This is a genomic window from Bacteroides xylanisolvens (assembly GCF_018289135.1).
Lineage (GTDB): Bacteria > Bacteroidota > Bacteroidia > Bacteroidales > Bacteroidaceae > Bacteroides > Bacteroides xylanisolvens.
Genome location: NZ_CP072216.1, coordinates 183,198 through 200,107, shown reverse-complemented (window position 1 = coordinate 200,107; position 16,910 = coordinate 183,198). Strand labels below are relative to the sequence as shown.

16 protein-coding genes and 2 pseudogenes are annotated in these 16,910 nt (G+C 35.1%); 14 read left to right on the top strand and 4 right to left on the bottom strand.

What is annotated here, in order from left to right:
• The first annotated feature begins 158 nt into the window (after positions 1 to 158).
• The 3 genes from INE92_RS00865 to INE92_RS00860 all read left to right on the top strand — a co-directional run bounded on the left by INE92_RS00865 (position 159) and on the right by INE92_RS00860 (position 2,244).
• Positions 159 to 884: a hypothetical protein gene (locus tag INE92_RS00865; protein ID WP_014774695.1), complete on the top strand. Its 726-nt coding sequence runs from the start codon at positions 159 to 161 to the stop codon at positions 882 to 884.
• 167 nt (positions 885 to 1,051) lie between these two features.
• The gene (locus INE92_RS27060; RefSeq protein WP_255021542.1) at positions 1,052 to 1,177 is read left to right on the top strand and encodes a hypothetical protein; all 126 of its coding nucleotides are present in this window, start codon (positions 1,052 to 1,054) and stop codon (positions 1,175 to 1,177) included.
• Positions 1,178 to 1,401: 224 nt separating this feature from the next.
• The gene (locus INE92_RS00860; RefSeq protein ID WP_004310964.1) at positions 1,402 to 2,244 is read left to right on the top strand and encodes a TrmH family RNA methyltransferase; all 843 of its coding nucleotides are present in this window, start codon (positions 1,402 to 1,404) and stop codon (positions 2,242 to 2,244) included.
• Between the two features lie 14 nt (positions 2,245 to 2,258).
• Here the strand turns inward: INE92_RS00860 and INE92_RS00855 are convergent, their stop codons facing one another.
• Positions 2,259 to 2,735: an arsenate-mycothiol transferase ArsC gene (locus tag INE92_RS00855; RefSeq protein WP_004302014.1), complete on the bottom strand. Its 477-nt coding sequence runs from the start codon at positions 2,733 to 2,735 to the stop codon at positions 2,259 to 2,261.
• Positions 2,736 to 2,750: 15 nt separating this feature from the next.
• Positions 2,751 to 3,791: an alcohol dehydrogenase gene (locus INE92_RS00850; RefSeq protein WP_032842214.1), complete on the bottom strand. Its 1,041-nt coding sequence runs from the start codon at positions 3,789 to 3,791 to the stop codon at positions 2,751 to 2,753.
• 249 nt (positions 3,792 to 4,040) lie between these two features.
• Between INE92_RS00850 and INE92_RS00845 the strand changes: the two are divergent.
• The 5 genes and pseudogenes from INE92_RS00845 to INE92_RS26825 all read left to right on the top strand — a co-directional run.
• Positions 4,041 to 4,247 (top strand): annotated as a pseudogene (locus INE92_RS00845) (hypothetical protein); the annotation flags it as partial.
• A 105-nt stretch (positions 4,248 to 4,352) separates the two neighbouring features.
• Entirely contained in the window at positions 4,353 to 4,820 is a 468-nt protein-coding gene (locus tag INE92_RS00840) for a DUF4425 family protein (RefSeq protein ID WP_008644421.1), read from the top strand.
• Positions 4,821 to 5,082: 262 nt separating this feature from the next.
• The gene (locus INE92_RS00835) at positions 5,083 to 7,914 is read left to right on the top strand and encodes a type I restriction endonuclease subunit R (RefSeq protein WP_008644420.1); all 2,832 of its coding nucleotides are present in this window, start codon (positions 5,083 to 5,085) and stop codon (positions 7,912 to 7,914) included.
• A 15-nt stretch (positions 7,915 to 7,929) separates the two neighbouring features.
• Positions 7,930 to 9,474 (top strand): type I restriction-modification system subunit M, encoded by a 1,545-nt coding sequence (locus INE92_RS00830; RefSeq protein WP_151927467.1) that lies wholly within the window; start codon positions 7,930 to 7,932, stop codon positions 9,472 to 9,474.
• Positions 9,475 to 9,520: 46 nt separating this feature from the next.
• Positions 9,521 to 10,779, top strand: a pseudogene (locus INE92_RS26825) (restriction endonuclease subunit S).
• Here the strand turns inward: INE92_RS26825 and INE92_RS00815 are convergent.
• Complete coding sequence (locus INE92_RS00815) at positions 10,772 to 11,479, bottom strand: restriction endonuclease subunit S (protein WP_233476920.1); 708 nt, start codon at positions 11,477 to 11,479, stop codon at positions 10,772 to 10,774. The pseudogene INE92_RS26825 and the gene INE92_RS00815 sit on opposite strands and share 8 nt — an antisense overlap.
• A 22-nt stretch (positions 11,480 to 11,501) precedes the next feature.
• Here INE92_RS00815 and INE92_RS00810 point away from each other — a divergent pair, with 22 nt between their 5' ends.
• Positions 11,502 to 11,930 carry a restriction endonuclease subunit S gene (locus tag INE92_RS00810; protein WP_233476919.1) on the top strand — a complete coding sequence of 143 codons (429 nt, stop codon included), beginning with the start codon at positions 11,502 to 11,504 and terminating at the stop codon, positions 11,928 to 11,930.
• Here the strand turns inward: INE92_RS00810 and INE92_RS00805 are convergent.
• Complete coding sequence (locus INE92_RS00805) at positions 11,923 to 13,098, bottom strand: restriction endonuclease subunit S (protein WP_233476918.1); 1,176 nt, start codon at positions 13,096 to 13,098, stop codon at positions 11,923 to 11,925. The genes INE92_RS00810 and INE92_RS00805 overlap by 8 nt on opposite strands.
• A 76-nt stretch (positions 13,099 to 13,174) precedes the next feature.
• Between INE92_RS00805 and INE92_RS00800 the strand changes: the two genes are divergently transcribed.
• The 5 genes from INE92_RS00800 (at position 13,175) to INE92_RS00780 (ending at position 16,877) form a co-directional block, all read left to right on the top strand.
• The gene (locus tag INE92_RS00800) at positions 13,175 to 14,101 is read left to right on the top strand and encodes a tyrosine-type recombinase/integrase (protein WP_008644409.1); all 927 of its coding nucleotides are present in this window, start codon (positions 13,175 to 13,177) and stop codon (positions 14,099 to 14,101) included.
• Positions 14,102 to 14,224: 123 nt separating this feature from the next.
• Positions 14,225 to 15,076: a GIY-YIG nuclease family protein gene (locus INE92_RS00795; protein ID WP_008644407.1), complete on the top strand. Its 852-nt coding sequence runs from the start codon at positions 14,225 to 14,227 to the stop codon at positions 15,074 to 15,076.
• 198 nt (positions 15,077 to 15,274) lie between these two features.
• Positions 15,275 to 15,682, top strand: coding sequence for a helix-turn-helix domain-containing protein (locus INE92_RS00790; RefSeq protein ID WP_008644405.1), 408 nt, complete (start codon positions 15,275 to 15,277; stop codon positions 15,680 to 15,682).
• A 35-nt stretch (positions 15,683 to 15,717) separates the two neighbouring features.
• Positions 15,718 to 16,116, top strand: a complete 399-nt coding sequence (locus INE92_RS00785; RefSeq protein WP_004301999.1) for a helix-turn-helix domain-containing protein — start codon at positions 15,718 to 15,720, stop codon at positions 16,114 to 16,116.
• A gap of 326 nt (positions 16,117 to 16,442) precedes the next feature.
• Positions 16,443 to 16,877 carry a DUF6078 family protein gene (locus INE92_RS00780; protein ID WP_008644403.1) on the top strand — a complete coding sequence of 145 codons (435 nt, stop codon included), beginning with the start codon at positions 16,443 to 16,445 and terminating at the stop codon, positions 16,875 to 16,877.
• The last annotated feature ends 33 nt before the right edge of the window (positions 16,878 to 16,910 follow it).

The following is a 16,910-nucleotide window of genomic DNA, read 5'->3' as shown; positions in this document are numbered from 1 at the left end:
TACGGAAAAATACGGCAACGGAGGCTCTCTGAAAAAGAATCATATCTGAAAACTTTCTCTTTTGACTGCAAAAGAATACGAAATCCCGACTAACAAGCCTGACAAAATTTCATATATGAACTTTTATACATATTTTCGTCCCCCAAAGAAACAAAATTATGGAAACATCAAAAACATACAATAGAACAATTAATTTATTAGATAAGTACACAAAGTTTATCAAGTCTATTGACACCGAGGATATTGGCAACAATCTTACACTAGATAAATTAATAGAACTAAAATCAATACTGTCCGATATTAATAACATAATGACATTAATATCGACTCGTTCTATTGCAACAAAGTTATCAGATATATTATCATTTAAAAATGAAGATAGAGAACGGATATTTAATGATATTGATAAACAAAAGCCAAACACAAATGGATTCGACATAAGAATTGACTCTCCTGTAAAAATATTAGTAGAAGTCAAATGCAATTCTCTAATCCGCAACAAAAAATTTGGTGCTGCACAAATCAATGCAATTCTTGAAGATGCTAGAAAATTACGGTTAGAATCATCTCGACATATAAAGGCAAGTAAAAGTATTCAAGACACAAAAGATTATATTAAGATAATTGCTATTGTCAATTTTGGCAATAGGTCTGACAAAGATTTAACGTCTCAACTACTGAGAGAAACCAAGTGTAAAGAATCCACTAATTCTGCAAGAAAAGAACGAATGAAAGTGAAAAAGTTTTTAAGACCATTATATTCACTATCGCAAATACATGAAATAACAGATCTAGAAAATGTTTATCTAACAATTTTACATATAAATGATTTAAAAAATGAGTTAGAGCGAATACGATGTGAGTACAGTTTATCACTCAAGTAAAAATACAACATAGCTTTACTTTATCCCTGTATTCATATATACGTGCATTAAAGTAAAGCTAACAGAGGGAGAAAAAGAGATGGCTGCGCCAGAACCAAGCCGAACCATAACTGCTGACTTTCTCTTTTGGCTGCAAAAGACACAGAAATCCTGCTCACAAAACAAACATGATTCGAGCCCTTGTCAAGCCACCAAAAGCCCATCCGAAAATCCGTAAAATTACCCTCTATTTTACAGCCACAATCGGCGAAATAATCACCGATATGCCTTATCTTTGCGAAACGGAGATTTAAGAGCAAAAGAGAGCCATTATTCTCTTTTCCCCTTCGTTTGAAGACAAACTAAGGTTAAAAACGTTAAATCTTCGATTTTCGGCGAAAAAACAAGTAAATTTTTGAGCAGTCTATCTTTTAAGCCGTAAATTATTGATAATCAATTAGCATAATATGCTGTATCGGTAAGTAAGAAGCGCATACTATCATTGCTGCAATAAAATAGATCGTTTAAAGAAATCACTATGCCCATTATAGAAATATCATCCTTAACAGACTCCGGAGTAGAAATATTCAGTACCCTCACCGAAGCTCAATTACGGAATCGTATCGAGCCTGATAAGGGATTGCTTATTGCAGAAAGCCCCAAAGTTATCCATGTAGCTCTGAATGCTGGTTATGAGCCTTTAGCCCTCTTGTGTGAACAGAAGCATATCACTGGTGATGCCGCTGGCATCATTGAACGTTGTGGTGATATACCTGTCTATACCGGTGAAAGAAAGTTACTTGCCACATTGACCGGATATACACTGACGCGCGGTGTCCTCTGTGCCATGCGTCGTCGGGCACTACCAAGTGTAGAGGAGGTGTGTCGGAAAGCTCGACGGATCGTAGTCATTGAGGGCGTGGTAGACGCTACTAATATCGGAGCCATCTTCCGTTCCGCAGCCGCCTTGGGGATAGATGCTATATTATTAACACGCAATTCTTGTGATCCGTTAAACCGACGTGCAGTCAGGGTTTCGATGGGTTCTGTCTTCCTGATACCATGGACTTGGTTGGACGGTTCTCCCAATGAGTTGCGTAAACAGGGTTTCCGTACAGTCGCTATGGCACTCACGGAGAAATCAATCTCTATCGATAATCCTATCTTAGCAACCGAACCCAAGTTAGCCATCGTAATGGGAACAGAGGGGGATGGTCTTCAAAACGAAACAATCAATGAGGCGGACTATGTAGTCCGCATTCCTATGGCAAACGGTGTCGATTCTCTCAATGTAGCCGCCGCATCCGCTATTGCTTTCTGGCAACTTCGCGTTCAAAATGACACAGATCTGCCACCATCACCGGATGATGTACATATATGATTTTACTTATATTCCTACTCACACCTACAATACGTATTTGCGCCACAGGAACAGCGAGGTAACAACTTTTCCATCAATTCACTTCGAAAGAACTCATACAGTTCTTTATGCATGATGTCATATAGTGCCCTAACCCGTTCTTCCTGCTCATCTTCTACATGAATTCCTCCCTGAAAGGGATCTGTAAAGTTGAAAGAAACGTATTTTCTCACTACACCCTGCATTTCCTTTTGCACTTCCTCTGCTTCCGGACAAAGGGTAATGACATAATCCCACGTCTGTTGGGCATATGTCGCAACGTCACAGGGCTTTCTACGCGAAAAGTCATATCCATTTTGTTCCATCACTTGGCAAACAACGTCAGGGACAGAATTTCCAGCCAAAATACCGGCAGTACTAATCTTCATCCCTCTACCGAAGGAGTTCAAAATTTCCTGTGCCATACGACTGCGGCACATATCATTATTACTTACTATCAGTATATTCTTCATACACAAATTCTATTTTTATTTATTTCCTGATATAGCTACTTTAATAACTCCATCTAATTTGTTTTCAAAGATACGATAGGCCTCCTCAATCTCATTCAACGGAAATCGATGTGTAATAAGAGGAGTAGTATCAATTTTACCTTCCTCAATCAGCTTGAGAATCTCGTTACAATCGCAGCCATCCACTCCACCTGTTTTAAAAACCAAATTCTTGCCATACATATCAGGTAAAGGAAGAAGTTGTGGTTTATCATAGAGGGCTACAATCGTGACAATAGCATTAGGACGGGCACAATCCCAAGCCAAATGGAAGGAATCGTCACCCCCTGCCACTTCCAAAACGACATCTGCACCACCATGGTCACTATTCTTGAGAACAAAATCCTTGCAGTTTTCCGGTTCAGTCACCAACACATCAGGATAATGCTCACAGACAAACCGAATTCTTTCAGGAGACTTTTCACAGACAATAATGCGTTTGGGCTTCTTCAGCATCACACACAACAAAGTACAAATCCCAGTAGGCCCGGCACCGATGATAAGAACAGTATCTTCCGCGGTTATTTCCGAGATGCGTGTTGCCCAAAAGCCTGTTGCAAGCACATCACCGACAAACAAAGCTTGTTCATCACTCACTGTATCCGGAATACGATTCAAACCTTGATCCGCATAAGGAACTCTGACATATTCCGCCTGACCGCCATCAATTCGGCAACCTAAAGCCCAACCGCCATTAGGATCAGTACAGTTATTCACATATCCATGCTTACAGAAAAAACACTCACCGCAGAAAGTTTCGACATTCACAGTCACCCTGTCACCAGGCTTCACCGAAGTGACATCAGCCCCTACTTGTTCTACCACACCTACCATCTCATGCCCGACAGTTATTCCGGGCACAGCACGCGGCACACTGCCATGTTTAATATGAAGATCACTGGTGCAGATGCTACCAAGTGTTACACGCACGATTGCATCCCGTGAATCCTTTATTTCCGGTCTCGCCTTCTCTCGCAATTCAAACTTTCCGTGTTCAATATATGTGTATGCAAGCATAATATCCTCCTCGTTCATTAATATATACCTTGCAAAGATAATGATTTCATTGGCAAAACAAATCTCTTTTATCACGTTCAATACTCCCAAACCGAATCTCACTCTATATTTATAACAATACAAAGCTGAATAAAGTCATTCACTGTTTTTTCGACTTCGGTTTTGATATTCTGGAAAATATTCTTACTTTTATATCCCAAATAATAAATAAAAACAGCTGCACGACTTATTATATTTACACACAAGCCTATGATAGATACTTCCGAAAATCTGATTATTATAAAAGGTCAAATCAAGACTCCCGAAATAGAAAGCTGCCAGAATTATGATGGCAGCTATAAGATAGTATTCCGAAATGTTCCTAGTACTTATACTTATAAAGAAGAAAATGTCCTTTGGCTGACTGATCCGGACAAACCGGCCCCCAACACCCCATCTCTTAAATCCAAAAATCAGAATAAAAAATATCCTTACAAGCCTCTGTTTTCAAAAATAAATACGTATCTTTGTCCTTTGAAGCACAGGAAGAAGAAATAATTAAGTAATAATAAACAAAAAAACATGAAGAAGCGAATATTATCATTATTAGGCATAATTGCCCTATTTTTAGGAGTCATCCTAGTTAGCTGTGGAAACGATGACGATAATAAAAACACAACAGGAGTACACAAAATTGTTATAGAGCAGTCGGGAAATACAGACGATTTTGATCTAAATATCGCATTCGGAGCAGCCAACACCAGCGGAGTTGCAAAATTATACAATGAAAATGGCGAATATTTAGGTGATTCATATTTGGTAAATAAAGTGACAGAAAATAAGATAAGCTGCCAGACAGGTAAAGAAGGTTCCATGATGACTTGTGCAGGATCAGTAATAAGTACATCAGAACAAGCAGGCAAAAAACTAAAAATTTCTGTTATTGCCTATATAGACAACAAAGAGGTTAACCGCTTAGAAAAGGAATATATAACGAAAGGTAGTACATTAGTAGAGAATTTCAGTGTATCAACTACAAGTGTAGAATAAAAACGCATTCATAAGCAACTATCAATTCTAGCAAAATGCTAGAATTGATAGTTGCTTATGAGACTAACAGAATAAAGACCTATAGAATATCAGTTTTACAATAACACACGAACTGATAACAATAAAATCAATACTTTACAACATAATTTGATAGAAAAGTAAGATATTAAAATCATCTTTTCTTTTTCCTCATTGAAAAGATTCAATTTTAAGCTCCCTTATCCTTAATCTATTAGATTATGGATTAAAAATACGACAACATATGGTTACCCAAAGTGAACAAGTATTAGAAAACGGATTAATAAAAACCTTAATGGAAATGAACTATGAATATATTTCTATCAAGGAAGAAGATAATCTGTACGCCAATTTTAAAAAGCAACTTGAGAAACACAATAAAAGAGAACTCTCCCTACACAAGAGAAAACATTTCACTGATAAAGAATTTGAAAAGATCTGTATTTATTTGGAAGGAGGAACACGTTTTGAGAAAGCTAAAAAACTTCGTGACCTATATCCATTAGAAACAGAAGATGGAGAACGTATTTGGGTAGAATTCTTGAATAAAAATAAATGGTGCCAAAATGAATTCCAGGTATCCAATCAAATAACAGTAGAAGGGAGAAAAAAATGTCGCTACGATGTAACCCTCTTAATAAATGGATTACCATTAGTTCAGATAGAATTAAAGAAACGAGGAGTTGAATTAAAAGAAGCATATAACCAAATTCAACGCTATCATAAAACCTCATTTCATGGATTATTTGATTATATACAATTATTCGTCATATCCAATGGTGTAAACACACGCTATTTTGCCAACAACCCTAATGGAGGCTACAAATTTACTTTTAATTGGACAGACCCCGAAAATATACCTTTTAACGATTTAAGTAAATTTGCTTATTTCTTTTTTGACCAATGTAACTTGGGAAAAATGATAAGCAAATACATTGTATTGCATGAAGGCGATAAATGCTTAATGGTACTCCGTCCCTATCAATTCTACGCAGTAGAACGTATATTAGAACGAGTAGAGAACTCCAATAAAAACGGTTATATATGGCATACTACTGGGGCAGGAAAGACATTAACATCATTCAAAGCCGCCCAGTTAGTTTCAGAGCTTGATGGTATAGACAAAGTTATGTTTGTTGTAGACCGTCATGATTTAGACACACAGACCCAATCAGAATACGAAGCATTTGAACCAGGTGCTGTTGATGGAACTGATAATACCTATGAACTAATCAAACGATTAAGCGGTAATTCTAAAATCATAATTACTACTATTCAAAAGTTGAATTGTGCTATAACCAAAGATTACTATAACAAGTATCTTCAAGAAGTACGCCATCAGAAAGTTGTGATGATTTTTGATGAATGTCATCGCAGTCATTTTGGTGATTGCCATAAAAATATTGTCAAATTCTTCAGTAACCTTCAAATTTTCGGATTTACAGGTACTCCTATATTTGTAGAGAATGCCAAACAAGAGCATACCACAAAAGAAGTGTTTAGTGACTGCCTTCACCGTTATCTCATCAAGGATGCTATTGCTGATGAAAATGTGCTAGGTTTCTTAGTTGAATATTATAAAGGTAAAGATGAATCTGGAATTGATTATATGAATGAAGCTCGCATGAAAGAGATAGCCAGATTCATACTTACAAATTTCAACAAGTCAACAGTTGATGGCGAATTCAATGCGCTGTTCGCAATCCAATCTGTCCCCATGCTATTACAATATTACAAAATATTTAAAGAGCTCAATCCTAAAATTAAGATTGGGACTGTATTTACATATGCAGCAAATAGCAGCCAAGATGACGAACAAACAGGAATGAACCAAGGCTATGCTAATGATAAAGTTACGGCAGATGAACTACAAGTCATTATGAATGATTATAACAACACATTTGGTACATCTTTCACAACAGATAACTTTAGTGCCTATTATGATGACATAAATCTACGCATGAAGAAAAAAAAGAAGGATATGGAACCTTTGGATCTGCTTCTTGTTGTAGGTATGTTTCTTACTGGCTTTGACGCTAAAAAACTAAATACACTTTATGTTGATAAGAACTTAGAATATCATGGATTGCTACAAGCCTTTAGCCGAACCAACCGTATATTAAATGAAAAGAAACGTTTCGGAAAAATTGTATGTTTCCGTGATTTAAAAAACAATGTAGATGCTGCCATAAAATTATTTAGCAACAATAATCCCGCAGATACAATTCTACGTGAACCTTTTCCTGTTGTAAAAGAAAAGTTTAATGAGTTATCTTTGAAATTTAAAGAAAAATATCCTGATGTACAAAGTATTGATAAATTACAAAGTGAATATGAAAAAAGAGACTTTGTATTAGCTTTCCGTGAAATTATAAAAAAGCGGGCAGAAATGCAAATCTATGAAGACTTCGAACCTGACGACAAAGAATTCATCTTATCAGAACAAGAATTCATGGATTTTCGAAGTAAATATTTAGATATTACCACCGGGGTAATTAACCCTAATCCTGATGACAAGAAAAATACAGGAGATACAGATGTGCCTCCTTATGGCAAAGATGAAAGAACTCTAGACGATATTGATTTCTGTCTGGAACTCCTTCATAGTGACGTGATAAATGTAGCATATATCCTGACACTAATCAATGACTTAGATCCTTCGAGCAATGATTATCAAGAAAGACGTCAACAGATTTTAGATACTATGATAAAAGATGCTGTTATGCGTAACAAAGCCAAACTTATAGATGGCTTTATTCGCCAAAACGTGGATAATGACAAAGATGGATTTAGCAAATCTAAATCTGATGGTTCAATTGACTTAGAAAGTAGACTGACGAATTATGTTAGTCAACAACGTTATAAAGCTATTCAAGAGTTGGCAGAAGAAGAAGGAATTGATGAAGAAGCCCTCATTAAGTTTCTAAATGAATACGATTTTTTACAGAAAGAAAAGCCCGAAATCCTTCAGGAAGCCGTCAAAAAGAAAAGAATCGGACTAAAAGAACGCCGTACACTACTCAAAAGGATAATGGACAAACTACATTCGATAATAGAATTATTTAACTGGGAATAAAATTACATTAAATATATGAGCGAAGAACTACAACAAAAATTGCGCAGTCAATTATGGACTGTCGCCAATACTTTAAGAGGAAACATGTCTGCTAGTGATTTTATGTATTTCACTTTAGGCTTTATTTTCTACAAATATCTATCCGAAAAAATAGAACTTTATGCCAACGAAATATTAGAAGAAGATCATATTACTTTCAAAGAAGTATGGAATGGCAAGGATGAGGAATTAAAACAGGATGTAAAAGAAGAATGTATTCAAAATCTAGGTTATTTTATAGAACCGGAATATCTTTACTCCACCATCATAGAGCTAATCAGCAAGAAAGAAAATATTTTGCCGTCTTTAGAACGTTCACTCAAAAAAATAGAAGATTCTACAATAGGACAGGATAGTGAGGATGATTTTGGTGGTTTATTTTCTGATCTGGATTTAGCTTCTCCCAAACTAGGAAAGACTGCTGACGACAAGAATAAGTTAATTAGTGATGTATTAATTGCACTAAATGGTATCGACTTTGGATTACAAGAAGCCGGAGATATAGATATTCTAGGGGATGCTTACGAGTACATGATAAGTCAATTCGCTGCCGGAGCAGGAAAAAAAGCGGGAGAGTTTTATACTCCACAAGAAGTTAGTCAGATTTTAGCTGAAATTGTAATAACAGGCAAAGTACGATTAAAAGATGTGTTCGACCCGACATGCGGTAGCGGTTCCCTACTTCTTCGTACAGCTAAAAGTGGTAAAGCCGATTCTATTTTTGGTCAAGAAAAGAATCCTACAACGTTCAATCTTTGTAGAATGAATATGCTTCTTCATGGTGTAAAATACAATGACTTTGACATCCAAAATGGAGATACATTAGAAGCTGACGCTTTTGGAGACAGACAATTTGACGCCGTAGTTGCCAATCCTCCTTTTTCTGCAGACTGGACTGCAGCAGATAAATTCAATAACGACGACCGTTTTAGTAAGGCTGGAGTATTAGCTCCGAGATCTAAAGCAGATTATGCTTTTATCCTTCACATGATTTACCATCTCAATGATGGAGGAACAATGGCTTGTGTAGCACCACATGGAGTATTATTTCGTGGAGCTGCAGAAGGAAAAATCCGCCAATTCTTAATTGAAAAGAAAAATTATATTGATGCTATTATTGGACTGCCTGCCAATATTTTCTATGGAACCAGTATTCCCACTTGTATCTTAGTAATAAAAAAATGCCGCAAAGAAGATGACAACATCCTCTTTATAGATGCAAGTAAGGAATTTGAAAAAGTAAAGACACAGAATAAGTTACGTCCTGAACATATTCAAAAAATTATCGATACATATCGTGAAAGAAAAGAAATAGAAAAATATAGTCATTGTGCTACTTTACAAGAAATTAAAGAGAATGATTATAATTTGAATATACCTCGCTATGTAGATACTTTTGAAGAGGAAGAAGAAATAGATATCCATGCGGTCATGACTGAAATTAAAGAATTAGAAGCAAAACAAGCAGAACTAGATAAACAGATAGATGTTTATTTGAAAGAGCTAGGCTTAATCCAATAATTTTTGTTCGTTACAAATCCTCAATGTTATTTTCTAGAAAAATAAAATGATTATGGCAAATAATAACAATAAAGATAAATGCAATGTTCCAAATTTGAGATTTCCGGAGTTTAGTGGGGAGTGGGAAAAATGTAAAGTTTCAGAATTATTAGATTTCTATTCAACCAATTCACTTTGTTGGGAACAGCTTGAATATGATACAGAAAACATTTCAAATTTGCATTATGGGCTTATTCATGTTGGGCTTCCTACAATGGTAAATTTAGTACAAGATAGATTGCCAAATATCAAAGATGGGAATAAACCTAAGAATTATGAGTTATGCAAAGAGGGTGATGTTGCTTTTGCTGATGCATCAGAAGATACCAATGAAGTGGCAAAAGCTATTGAGTTCTATAATTTGAATGGGAGAGATGTTATTTGTGGCTTACACACTATTCATGGACGAGACAATAAGGATAGAACAGTAGTGGGATTTAAAGGATATGCTTTTTCTTCTACTGCGTTTCATAACCAAATAAGACGTATTGCCCAAGGAACAAAGATCTATTCTATCAGCACTAAGAATTTTTCGGAATGCTATATTGGTATACCATCTAAGGTAGAGCAAGCCAAGATTGCCTCTTTGTTACATCTTATCGATGAACGCATTGTTACCCAAAACAAAATCATTGAGGATTTGAAAAAGCTAAATCTGCGATTAGTAAATATTTGTTCGCACGAAAAGATTTGTTAGAAACTACTATATGCTTGTCGAATATTGCGACATTGAAAAATGGTTACGCATTCCAGAGTGGCAAGTATAATGCACTGGGCAAATGGAAAATCCTCACAATAACAAATGTGCCTGGCGAGCGATATATAAACGATGAAGATTGCAATTGCATAATCAACTTGCCGAACGATATACAAGACCACCAAGTATTAAAAGAAGGAGATATTTTAATATCTCTTACGGGTAATGTTGGGCGTGTTTCTCTTTGTAAGAATGGGAACTATTTACTCAACCAACGAGTTGGTTTGTTACAACTTGCGAAAAATGTAAATCAAGAGTTCCTATATCAAATTCTATCTTCTCAAAGATTTGAGAATAGTATGATAGCTTGTGGTCAAGGTGCTGCCCAAATGAATATTGGTAAAGGGGATGTAGAAAACTATGTGTTACCGTATTCCTCAAATGGCAATAACATTCTTTTTGCTGCAAAAATACTACATTCATACGATGAGTGCATCATTAATGAGCTGCGAAGACTAACCTTGTTAACCATGCAGAAGCAATATCTCCTTACCCAGATGTTCATATAAACATCTGGGACAAAAGATAGTTCTTTTGCCTATTGAATAGTTTAAGAACTGATAACTCATTGTCGATTTTCGCATCAATGCCTTGCAGTGTTGACGCAATTTTCATATTGCGACTATGTCCATAAGTTGGAATCATTATTCCGCGAACAATATCAGCGTTAATATTACTTTGTGTACCAGTTTCAAGATATTTGTGGATGTGGCGATACTTAAAATATGACAAGTAGTAGTACAGATAATCCAATAAATCTTTGTCTCTGAGCTGCATCGCAAACATTGCCTGGCTTGTAGTAATAGGTACTTCATTTATAGTTACCAAGCCAACCGATGCGTACATTGATATTATTAAACTATACTCTGGAACCACCCATGCCGAAGAGTTCTCTAATCCACTTCGGCTCAAATGATTTTCCGTGTATCGGACATACTTACCTTGCTTTGTTATATCGTTAATACTCAAGAATGGTATTTCTCCATTATAGTATTCTTTATTTGTAGAAGTTGGAGTGCCGCCAGCCTTACCTTTTGAGAACAAAGTGTCTAATCTATTCCATCCATTAGGCTTTTGAGCAAATGCCTGTTTACTAATCGCAGACCTATAGACTTCATAATCCTTAATCAGAGGACTTGCAGCACAACTTACACAGTCAGGAACTCCCAATATACGCTTGTGTGATTGCCTTGAATGCCATTCATCCACATTGCAAGAAAATTGCGTATCTGTGACTGGCTCATATCCTGTATATGGTGCAACTGGACTTATTGGCTATACCAACAACTATGCTTATAATGGCGAATCAATTTTAATAGTCAAAGATGGTTCCGGTGTTGGTTCTTTGTCGTATGTTAATGACCATTTTTCTGTAATTGGAACACTCAACTATCTAACAGCCAAAGAAAACTACTCAATTCTTTACCTGTATTATGCACTTATGGCGTTCAATTTCACTCCATATATAACAGGAATGGCTATCCCTCACATCTACTTCAAAGATTATGGGAAGGCAAAATTATTCTATCCATCCATTGAAAAGCGAATAAGGATTGCATCATTGCTACATAACATCGAGCAAAAGTTAGTTGTGGAACAAAACCTTATTATATCACTAAGCGCACAAAAATCTTACCTGCTGCGTATGTTGTTTATATAAATATCATGTGCAATAGATATTGTTTCTGTAAATTCAAGAACCTTAAAAGTTCCTGTTCTATAGACAGTTTTTCCTCTATTGAGGATGTTAAGTTTGTTATATTCTTTTGTTGTGCCATAGATGGTAAAGGACATTTGATATGATTGATGTCCTTAAGATATGCAGTTTTCATTGTTCCCTCTGTAATAATTCTGCTTATTTCTTTTGAGAAGTAAGAAGAAGACATCAGCAAATACAAATACTCTACATTGATATTTGTGTTCGGAACAATGCCCAATATACCTTGCTTGGTACAAACTGGATATTCATTTATAGATATTGCACCTATGGTAGCACCATTGGAGTATATAACAGACTTTGATGGAATAAGCCATGCTGATGATTTTTGCATACCCAGTTCTGTTATAAAGTCTTTATTATTTGTCAGATATTTACAAGACAAGTCTTCAATCTTAATAAATGGAATTGTGCCTTCTGTATAATATTCAACTACCGATGTCGTCGGAGTGCCACCTTCACCAGCTTTAATATAGAAAGAAGAAAACGGATAAAGTTTTCCTTTCAAAAGAACTGTCATCAATTCGTCAACAAGTCCTTTGATTAAGGATTTCAATTTATAAATGATTTTGTTTTGGGTGGCGATACGTTGGTCTATTAATGAAATAAAACGAATTAATTTTTTTTGCTCTTCCATACAAGGATATGATATGTTGAATCTCTCAATAATATCATAACTAAGATTTTGTTGCTTAGTTCCTTGGGCATATTTTATACCAATGATATTGCCATGCTTCTTATACCACGAGTAAAGAAATTCATTTTGGATGTCCATTTTAGATGTAAAAGCCATACATGCTTGGCTGATGGTCGATTCTCTTGTTGTAATTGAACAAGTACCCCTAACACCATTTGCTTCAAGTCCATATATCGCTATTACAAATGTTCCAACAGGAAGAAGTTTTAAGCTGTTATTTTTTGCAGCTTCCTCTGAAATTTTCTCTTTAGTATCAGATATATAATGCTCTTTGAGTTCACCGCTGGTAATCCAATTTATAGAGCCATCAAACTGATTTTTATTCATTCTACTTGGTGTATTTCCAGAATAGAGTTCGAATTGTTCTCCAATAGAAGACATTTCCCACTCCCCACTAAACTCCGGAAATCTCAAATTTGGAACATTATAGCAATTATATCCTCAATTCCCGTAGCTTTACCCTGTTTTGTTTAACTAAAAATATATAAGTATGATTCAAAAAAAAACTATCAAAGAAATTTCCGTACTTTGGAAAGAAGACAAAAAGCAATATGTAAAACAATCGACACTTGCTGCGTATGTACTAATTCTTGAAAATCACATTTATCCGACATTTGGAGAAATGTATGAGTTAGAAGAAAATAAGGTACAGGAATTTGCTCTTCAGAAGATTAATAATGGGTTAAGTAAAAAATCCATTAAGGATATTTTAATTGTATTGAAAATGATATTAAAATTCGGAGTAAAACATGGATACTTAGATTATAAAGAATGGGAAATCAGATTTCCAACGGAAGATGAGAAACAACATTTAGAAGTTCTTAGTATCTCACATCAAAAAAGGATCATGAGTTTTATCCAAGAACATTTCACATTCAAGAATTTAGGAATTTATATTTGCCTTAGTACCGGACTACGAATAGGAGAAGTATGCGCTTTAACATGGGATGATATAAACATAGAATTAGGAATAATTTCTATTAAAAGGACAATTGAACGCATCTATATCATTGATGGAGAGAAAAGACATACAGAACTTATTATCAATACTCCAAAAACTAAAAATTCCATTCGTGAGATCCCAATTACAAAAGAATTAATCAGAATTCTAAAGCCATTAAAAAAGATAGTGAACGGTAACTATTACATTCTAACAAATGAAGAAAAGCCTACAGAGCCTAGAACATATCGCAATTATTACAAGAAACTAATGAAAGATCTAAATATTCCAGAACTAAAATTTCATGGTCTTAGACATAGTTTTGCTACACGTTGCATAGAAAGCAACTGCGACTACAAAACTGTAAGTGTTATTTTAGGCCATTCTAATATAAGTACAACACTTGATCTTTACGTTCATCCCAATATGGAACAAAAGAAAAAATGTATAGATAGAATGATTAAAGGATTAAAATAATCCACGTAAAGGGGAAAAGTCAATTTCTTTTTCCCTTTATAACTTTTTCTTCATATATTTGTACTCAAGCTATCCAAATCGGAAAGCTTATCTTAAAACTACTAATCTTAAAAACAAATTACTATGGCAATCATCAAAATTGGAGAACTATTAAAACTTAGAGGGTTAGATATAAATAAAAGAATCAAGTTAGTAAGACATAAAGACGCACGCCAGAAACAATTCATAAATGGAGTAGAAGTAGAAGGTAACCCGTATGACTGGTATAGAAATGATAAAGACAAATTTATAGCATATCAAAGTGAGCAGCATAGGGATGTATTTAAAAATGTCGATTATATTGTTTCCTTTATTGGAGAAAACGGCACTATTGCCCGTTTTATCGGTATTTACAAAATTGAAGGTCCTGACAACGAACGCAACACTAACAAATATTGCTATAAAATAACTGAAGTAGAAGGCTTTGATGAACTAAAAGAACGTATCATTATAGACTGGGGGCCTTCAACCATATCTTGGCATCAATGGCTTAATGATAAAAATGATAAAGAGATTATTGAAATTACTCCAGGATTTGACCATATTTTCCCCGGATATGAAAAAATAGCTCTAACCCTCGCACAGCTAAAAAATATAATATTAGAAAAAGAATATCCTGAATGGAAAAAAATGCTTTCTGCCGTAAACTGTATTTATATAATAACAGACAGAAAAACTGGAAAAAATTATATAGGTTCAACATATGGGAAAGAAGGCATTTGGGGTAGATGGAAAGAATATGCCAAAACAGGAGGACACGGAAACAATGTAACCTTACAAAAATTATACGATCAAGACAATAGCTATCCTAATAATTTCTCTTGGTCTATCCTTGAAACACTATCTATTAGCATTAGTAGTTATGAAGCCATAAATATCGAGAAATGCTATAAGCAAAAGTTAGGTACCCTAGCTTTTGGCTTAAATAATAATTAATGATACAAGAAATAGTTAGTTAATCGAAAAATTGTAAGGCTGCCAAAGGTGCATTGACTACCCACGATTAACATATTGTATGAATCCTCAAATGATAGTGTCAATAAGCCATACACTAAAAAATAAAGCACACTTTCATTTGAATTAAACTGTTTCTTGTTATCTTTGCCTAGACGTATTCATTTAAAGAACAATAATATGGATGTTGAAATAAAAGAGAAAGAAAACCGAAGACATGTCGGGCGCAATTTACAAAGGATTCGTGTATATTTAGGCATGAAACAGGAAGCGCTGGCTGCCGATCTTGGTGTAAATCAGCAGGTCATTTCAAAGATTGAGAAACAAGAGGAAATAGAAGAAGACTTTCTAAAAAGAATTGCTGAAGTGTTGGGGATATCCGAAGAAGTCATTAAAGACTTTGATGTTGAAAAGACGATTTTCAATATTAATCATCATAATTATAAGGATGCAAATATCTCTGAAGGTGCTACTACATACGCTATCGTTCAACAAATAAATCCACTTGAAAAGATAGTTGAGTTATATGAGCGTTTATTGAAAAGTGAGCAAGATAAAATTGAGATCCTGAAAAAATATATGAAATAATCACTGCTAGATTCAGCAATCTAATATATAGAAGAATGGAAACAATAGAAAATATAAAATCAAATCACCTTCACCTTGGGAAAAAGATAGAACGTGTACGCAGACTTCGCGGTATGACTCAAACGGAGCTAGGCCAATTATTAGGAATAACCAAGCAAGCTGTTTCAAAAATGGAACAAACCGAGAAAATTGACGATGAACGATTAGAAAAAATAGCCTCTGCATTAGGAGTTACTACCGACGGATTGAAAGAGTATAACGAAGAAACAGTTTTATATAACACAAATAATTTTTACGAGAATTGCGGTGTAAAAAATGCAATTGGTAATAACCAAACATTCAATAATTTTCCCATAGAACAAACGATTGAACTCTTTGAGAAACTGTTAGAGAAACAGAAAGAACAATTTGAGAGCTTAAAAAAAGAGAAATAGATGACCTTTATAAAATACTCAACTTCGTTTATAACAATTATTTCCCTAAGGAAGTTGTAGATGAATTGATTTCCTCAAAGAACAAAGAAATTGATTGGCTAAAAATAGAGATAAAGAACCTTAAACAAGAAAGAGAAACCTTGCTGCAAATAATTAGGGATATGTATTGAGTATCCCTAATTATCAAATGTTGATAAGAAATCCCCATTACATACAAATAAAACAATCCCAACGCTTCCCATTCCCAAAATAAAGTCCTACTTTTGTGAAGAATTCTGTTTGCTATATTTACAACAGTATCTCACAAATAAAATAAACCCTACAAAATGAAAGAAGAACCCGACAGCCTGTCTGTCCCTTACAATTTTGCCCGTTGCTTCAACGCTCAATGTCCACAAGCCCCCAAATGCCTGCGCCACATAGCTACACAACTTGATACAGCCGACAACCTATATATCACTATCATTAATCCGGCACGTTATCCTGCGGATGGAAACCAATGCGAATGTTTCAAGACTGCTGTCAAAGTCCATGTGGCATGGGGACTTAAACAGTTGCTTAACAGAATCCCCTATGAGGATGCGGTCAGTATCAGAATACAAATGGTCGGACACTATGGAAAAACAGGATATTATCGGTTCTATCGCGGAGAACGGGGGCTTATGCCCAAAGACCAAGCCTACATCAGACAACTATTCCGTAATAAAGGGATAAAAGAAGAACCAACTTACCAACGTTACACAGAAGAATATATTTGGTGAGTTGCTGTCATCTGTCACAGTTTAGGGGTTAAT

Coding starts and splice junctions, on each gene's coding strand:
- INE92_RS00850 (WP_032842214.1), bottom strand. CDS start 3,791: ATGCTTGCATACACATATATTGAACACGGAAAGTTTGAATTGCGAGAG.
- INE92_RS00855 (WP_004302014.1), bottom strand. CDS start 2,735: ATGAAGAATATACTGATAGTAAGTAATAATGATATGTGCCGCAGTCGT.
- INE92_RS00865 (WP_014774695.1), top strand. CDS start 159: ATGGAAACATCAAAAACATACAATAGAACAATTAATTTATTAGATAAG.
- INE92_RS00860 (WP_004310964.1), top strand. CDS start 1,402: ATGCCCATTATAGAAATATCATCCTTAACAGACTCCGGAGTAGAAATA.
- INE92_RS00840 (WP_008644421.1), top strand. CDS start 4,353: ATGAAGAAGCGAATATTATCATTATTAGGCATAATTGCCCTATTTTTA.
- INE92_RS00790 (WP_008644405.1), top strand. CDS start 15,275: ATGGATGTTGAAATAAAAGAGAAAGAAAACCGAAGACATGTCGGGCGC.
- INE92_RS00780 (WP_008644403.1), top strand. CDS start 16,443: ATGAAAGAAGAACCCGACAGCCTGTCTGTCCCTTACAATTTTGCCCGT.
- INE92_RS27060 (WP_255021542.1), top strand. CDS start 1,052: ATGATTCGAGCCCTTGTCAAGCCACCAAAAGCCCATCCGAAAATCCGT.
- INE92_RS00785 (WP_004301999.1), top strand. CDS start 15,718: ATGGAAACAATAGAAAATATAAAATCAAATCACCTTCACCTTGGGAAA.
- INE92_RS00800 (WP_008644409.1), top strand. CDS start 13,175: ATGATTCAAAAAAAAACTATCAAAGAAATTTCCGTACTTTGGAAAGAA.
- INE92_RS00835 (WP_008644420.1), top strand. CDS start 5,083: ATGGTTACCCAAAGTGAACAAGTATTAGAAAACGGATTAATAAAAACC.
- INE92_RS00795 (WP_008644407.1), top strand. CDS start 14,225: ATGGCAATCATCAAAATTGGAGAACTATTAAAACTTAGAGGGTTAGAT.
- INE92_RS00830 (WP_151927467.1), top strand. CDS start 7,930: ATGAGCGAAGAACTACAACAAAAATTGCGCAGTCAATTATGGACTGTC.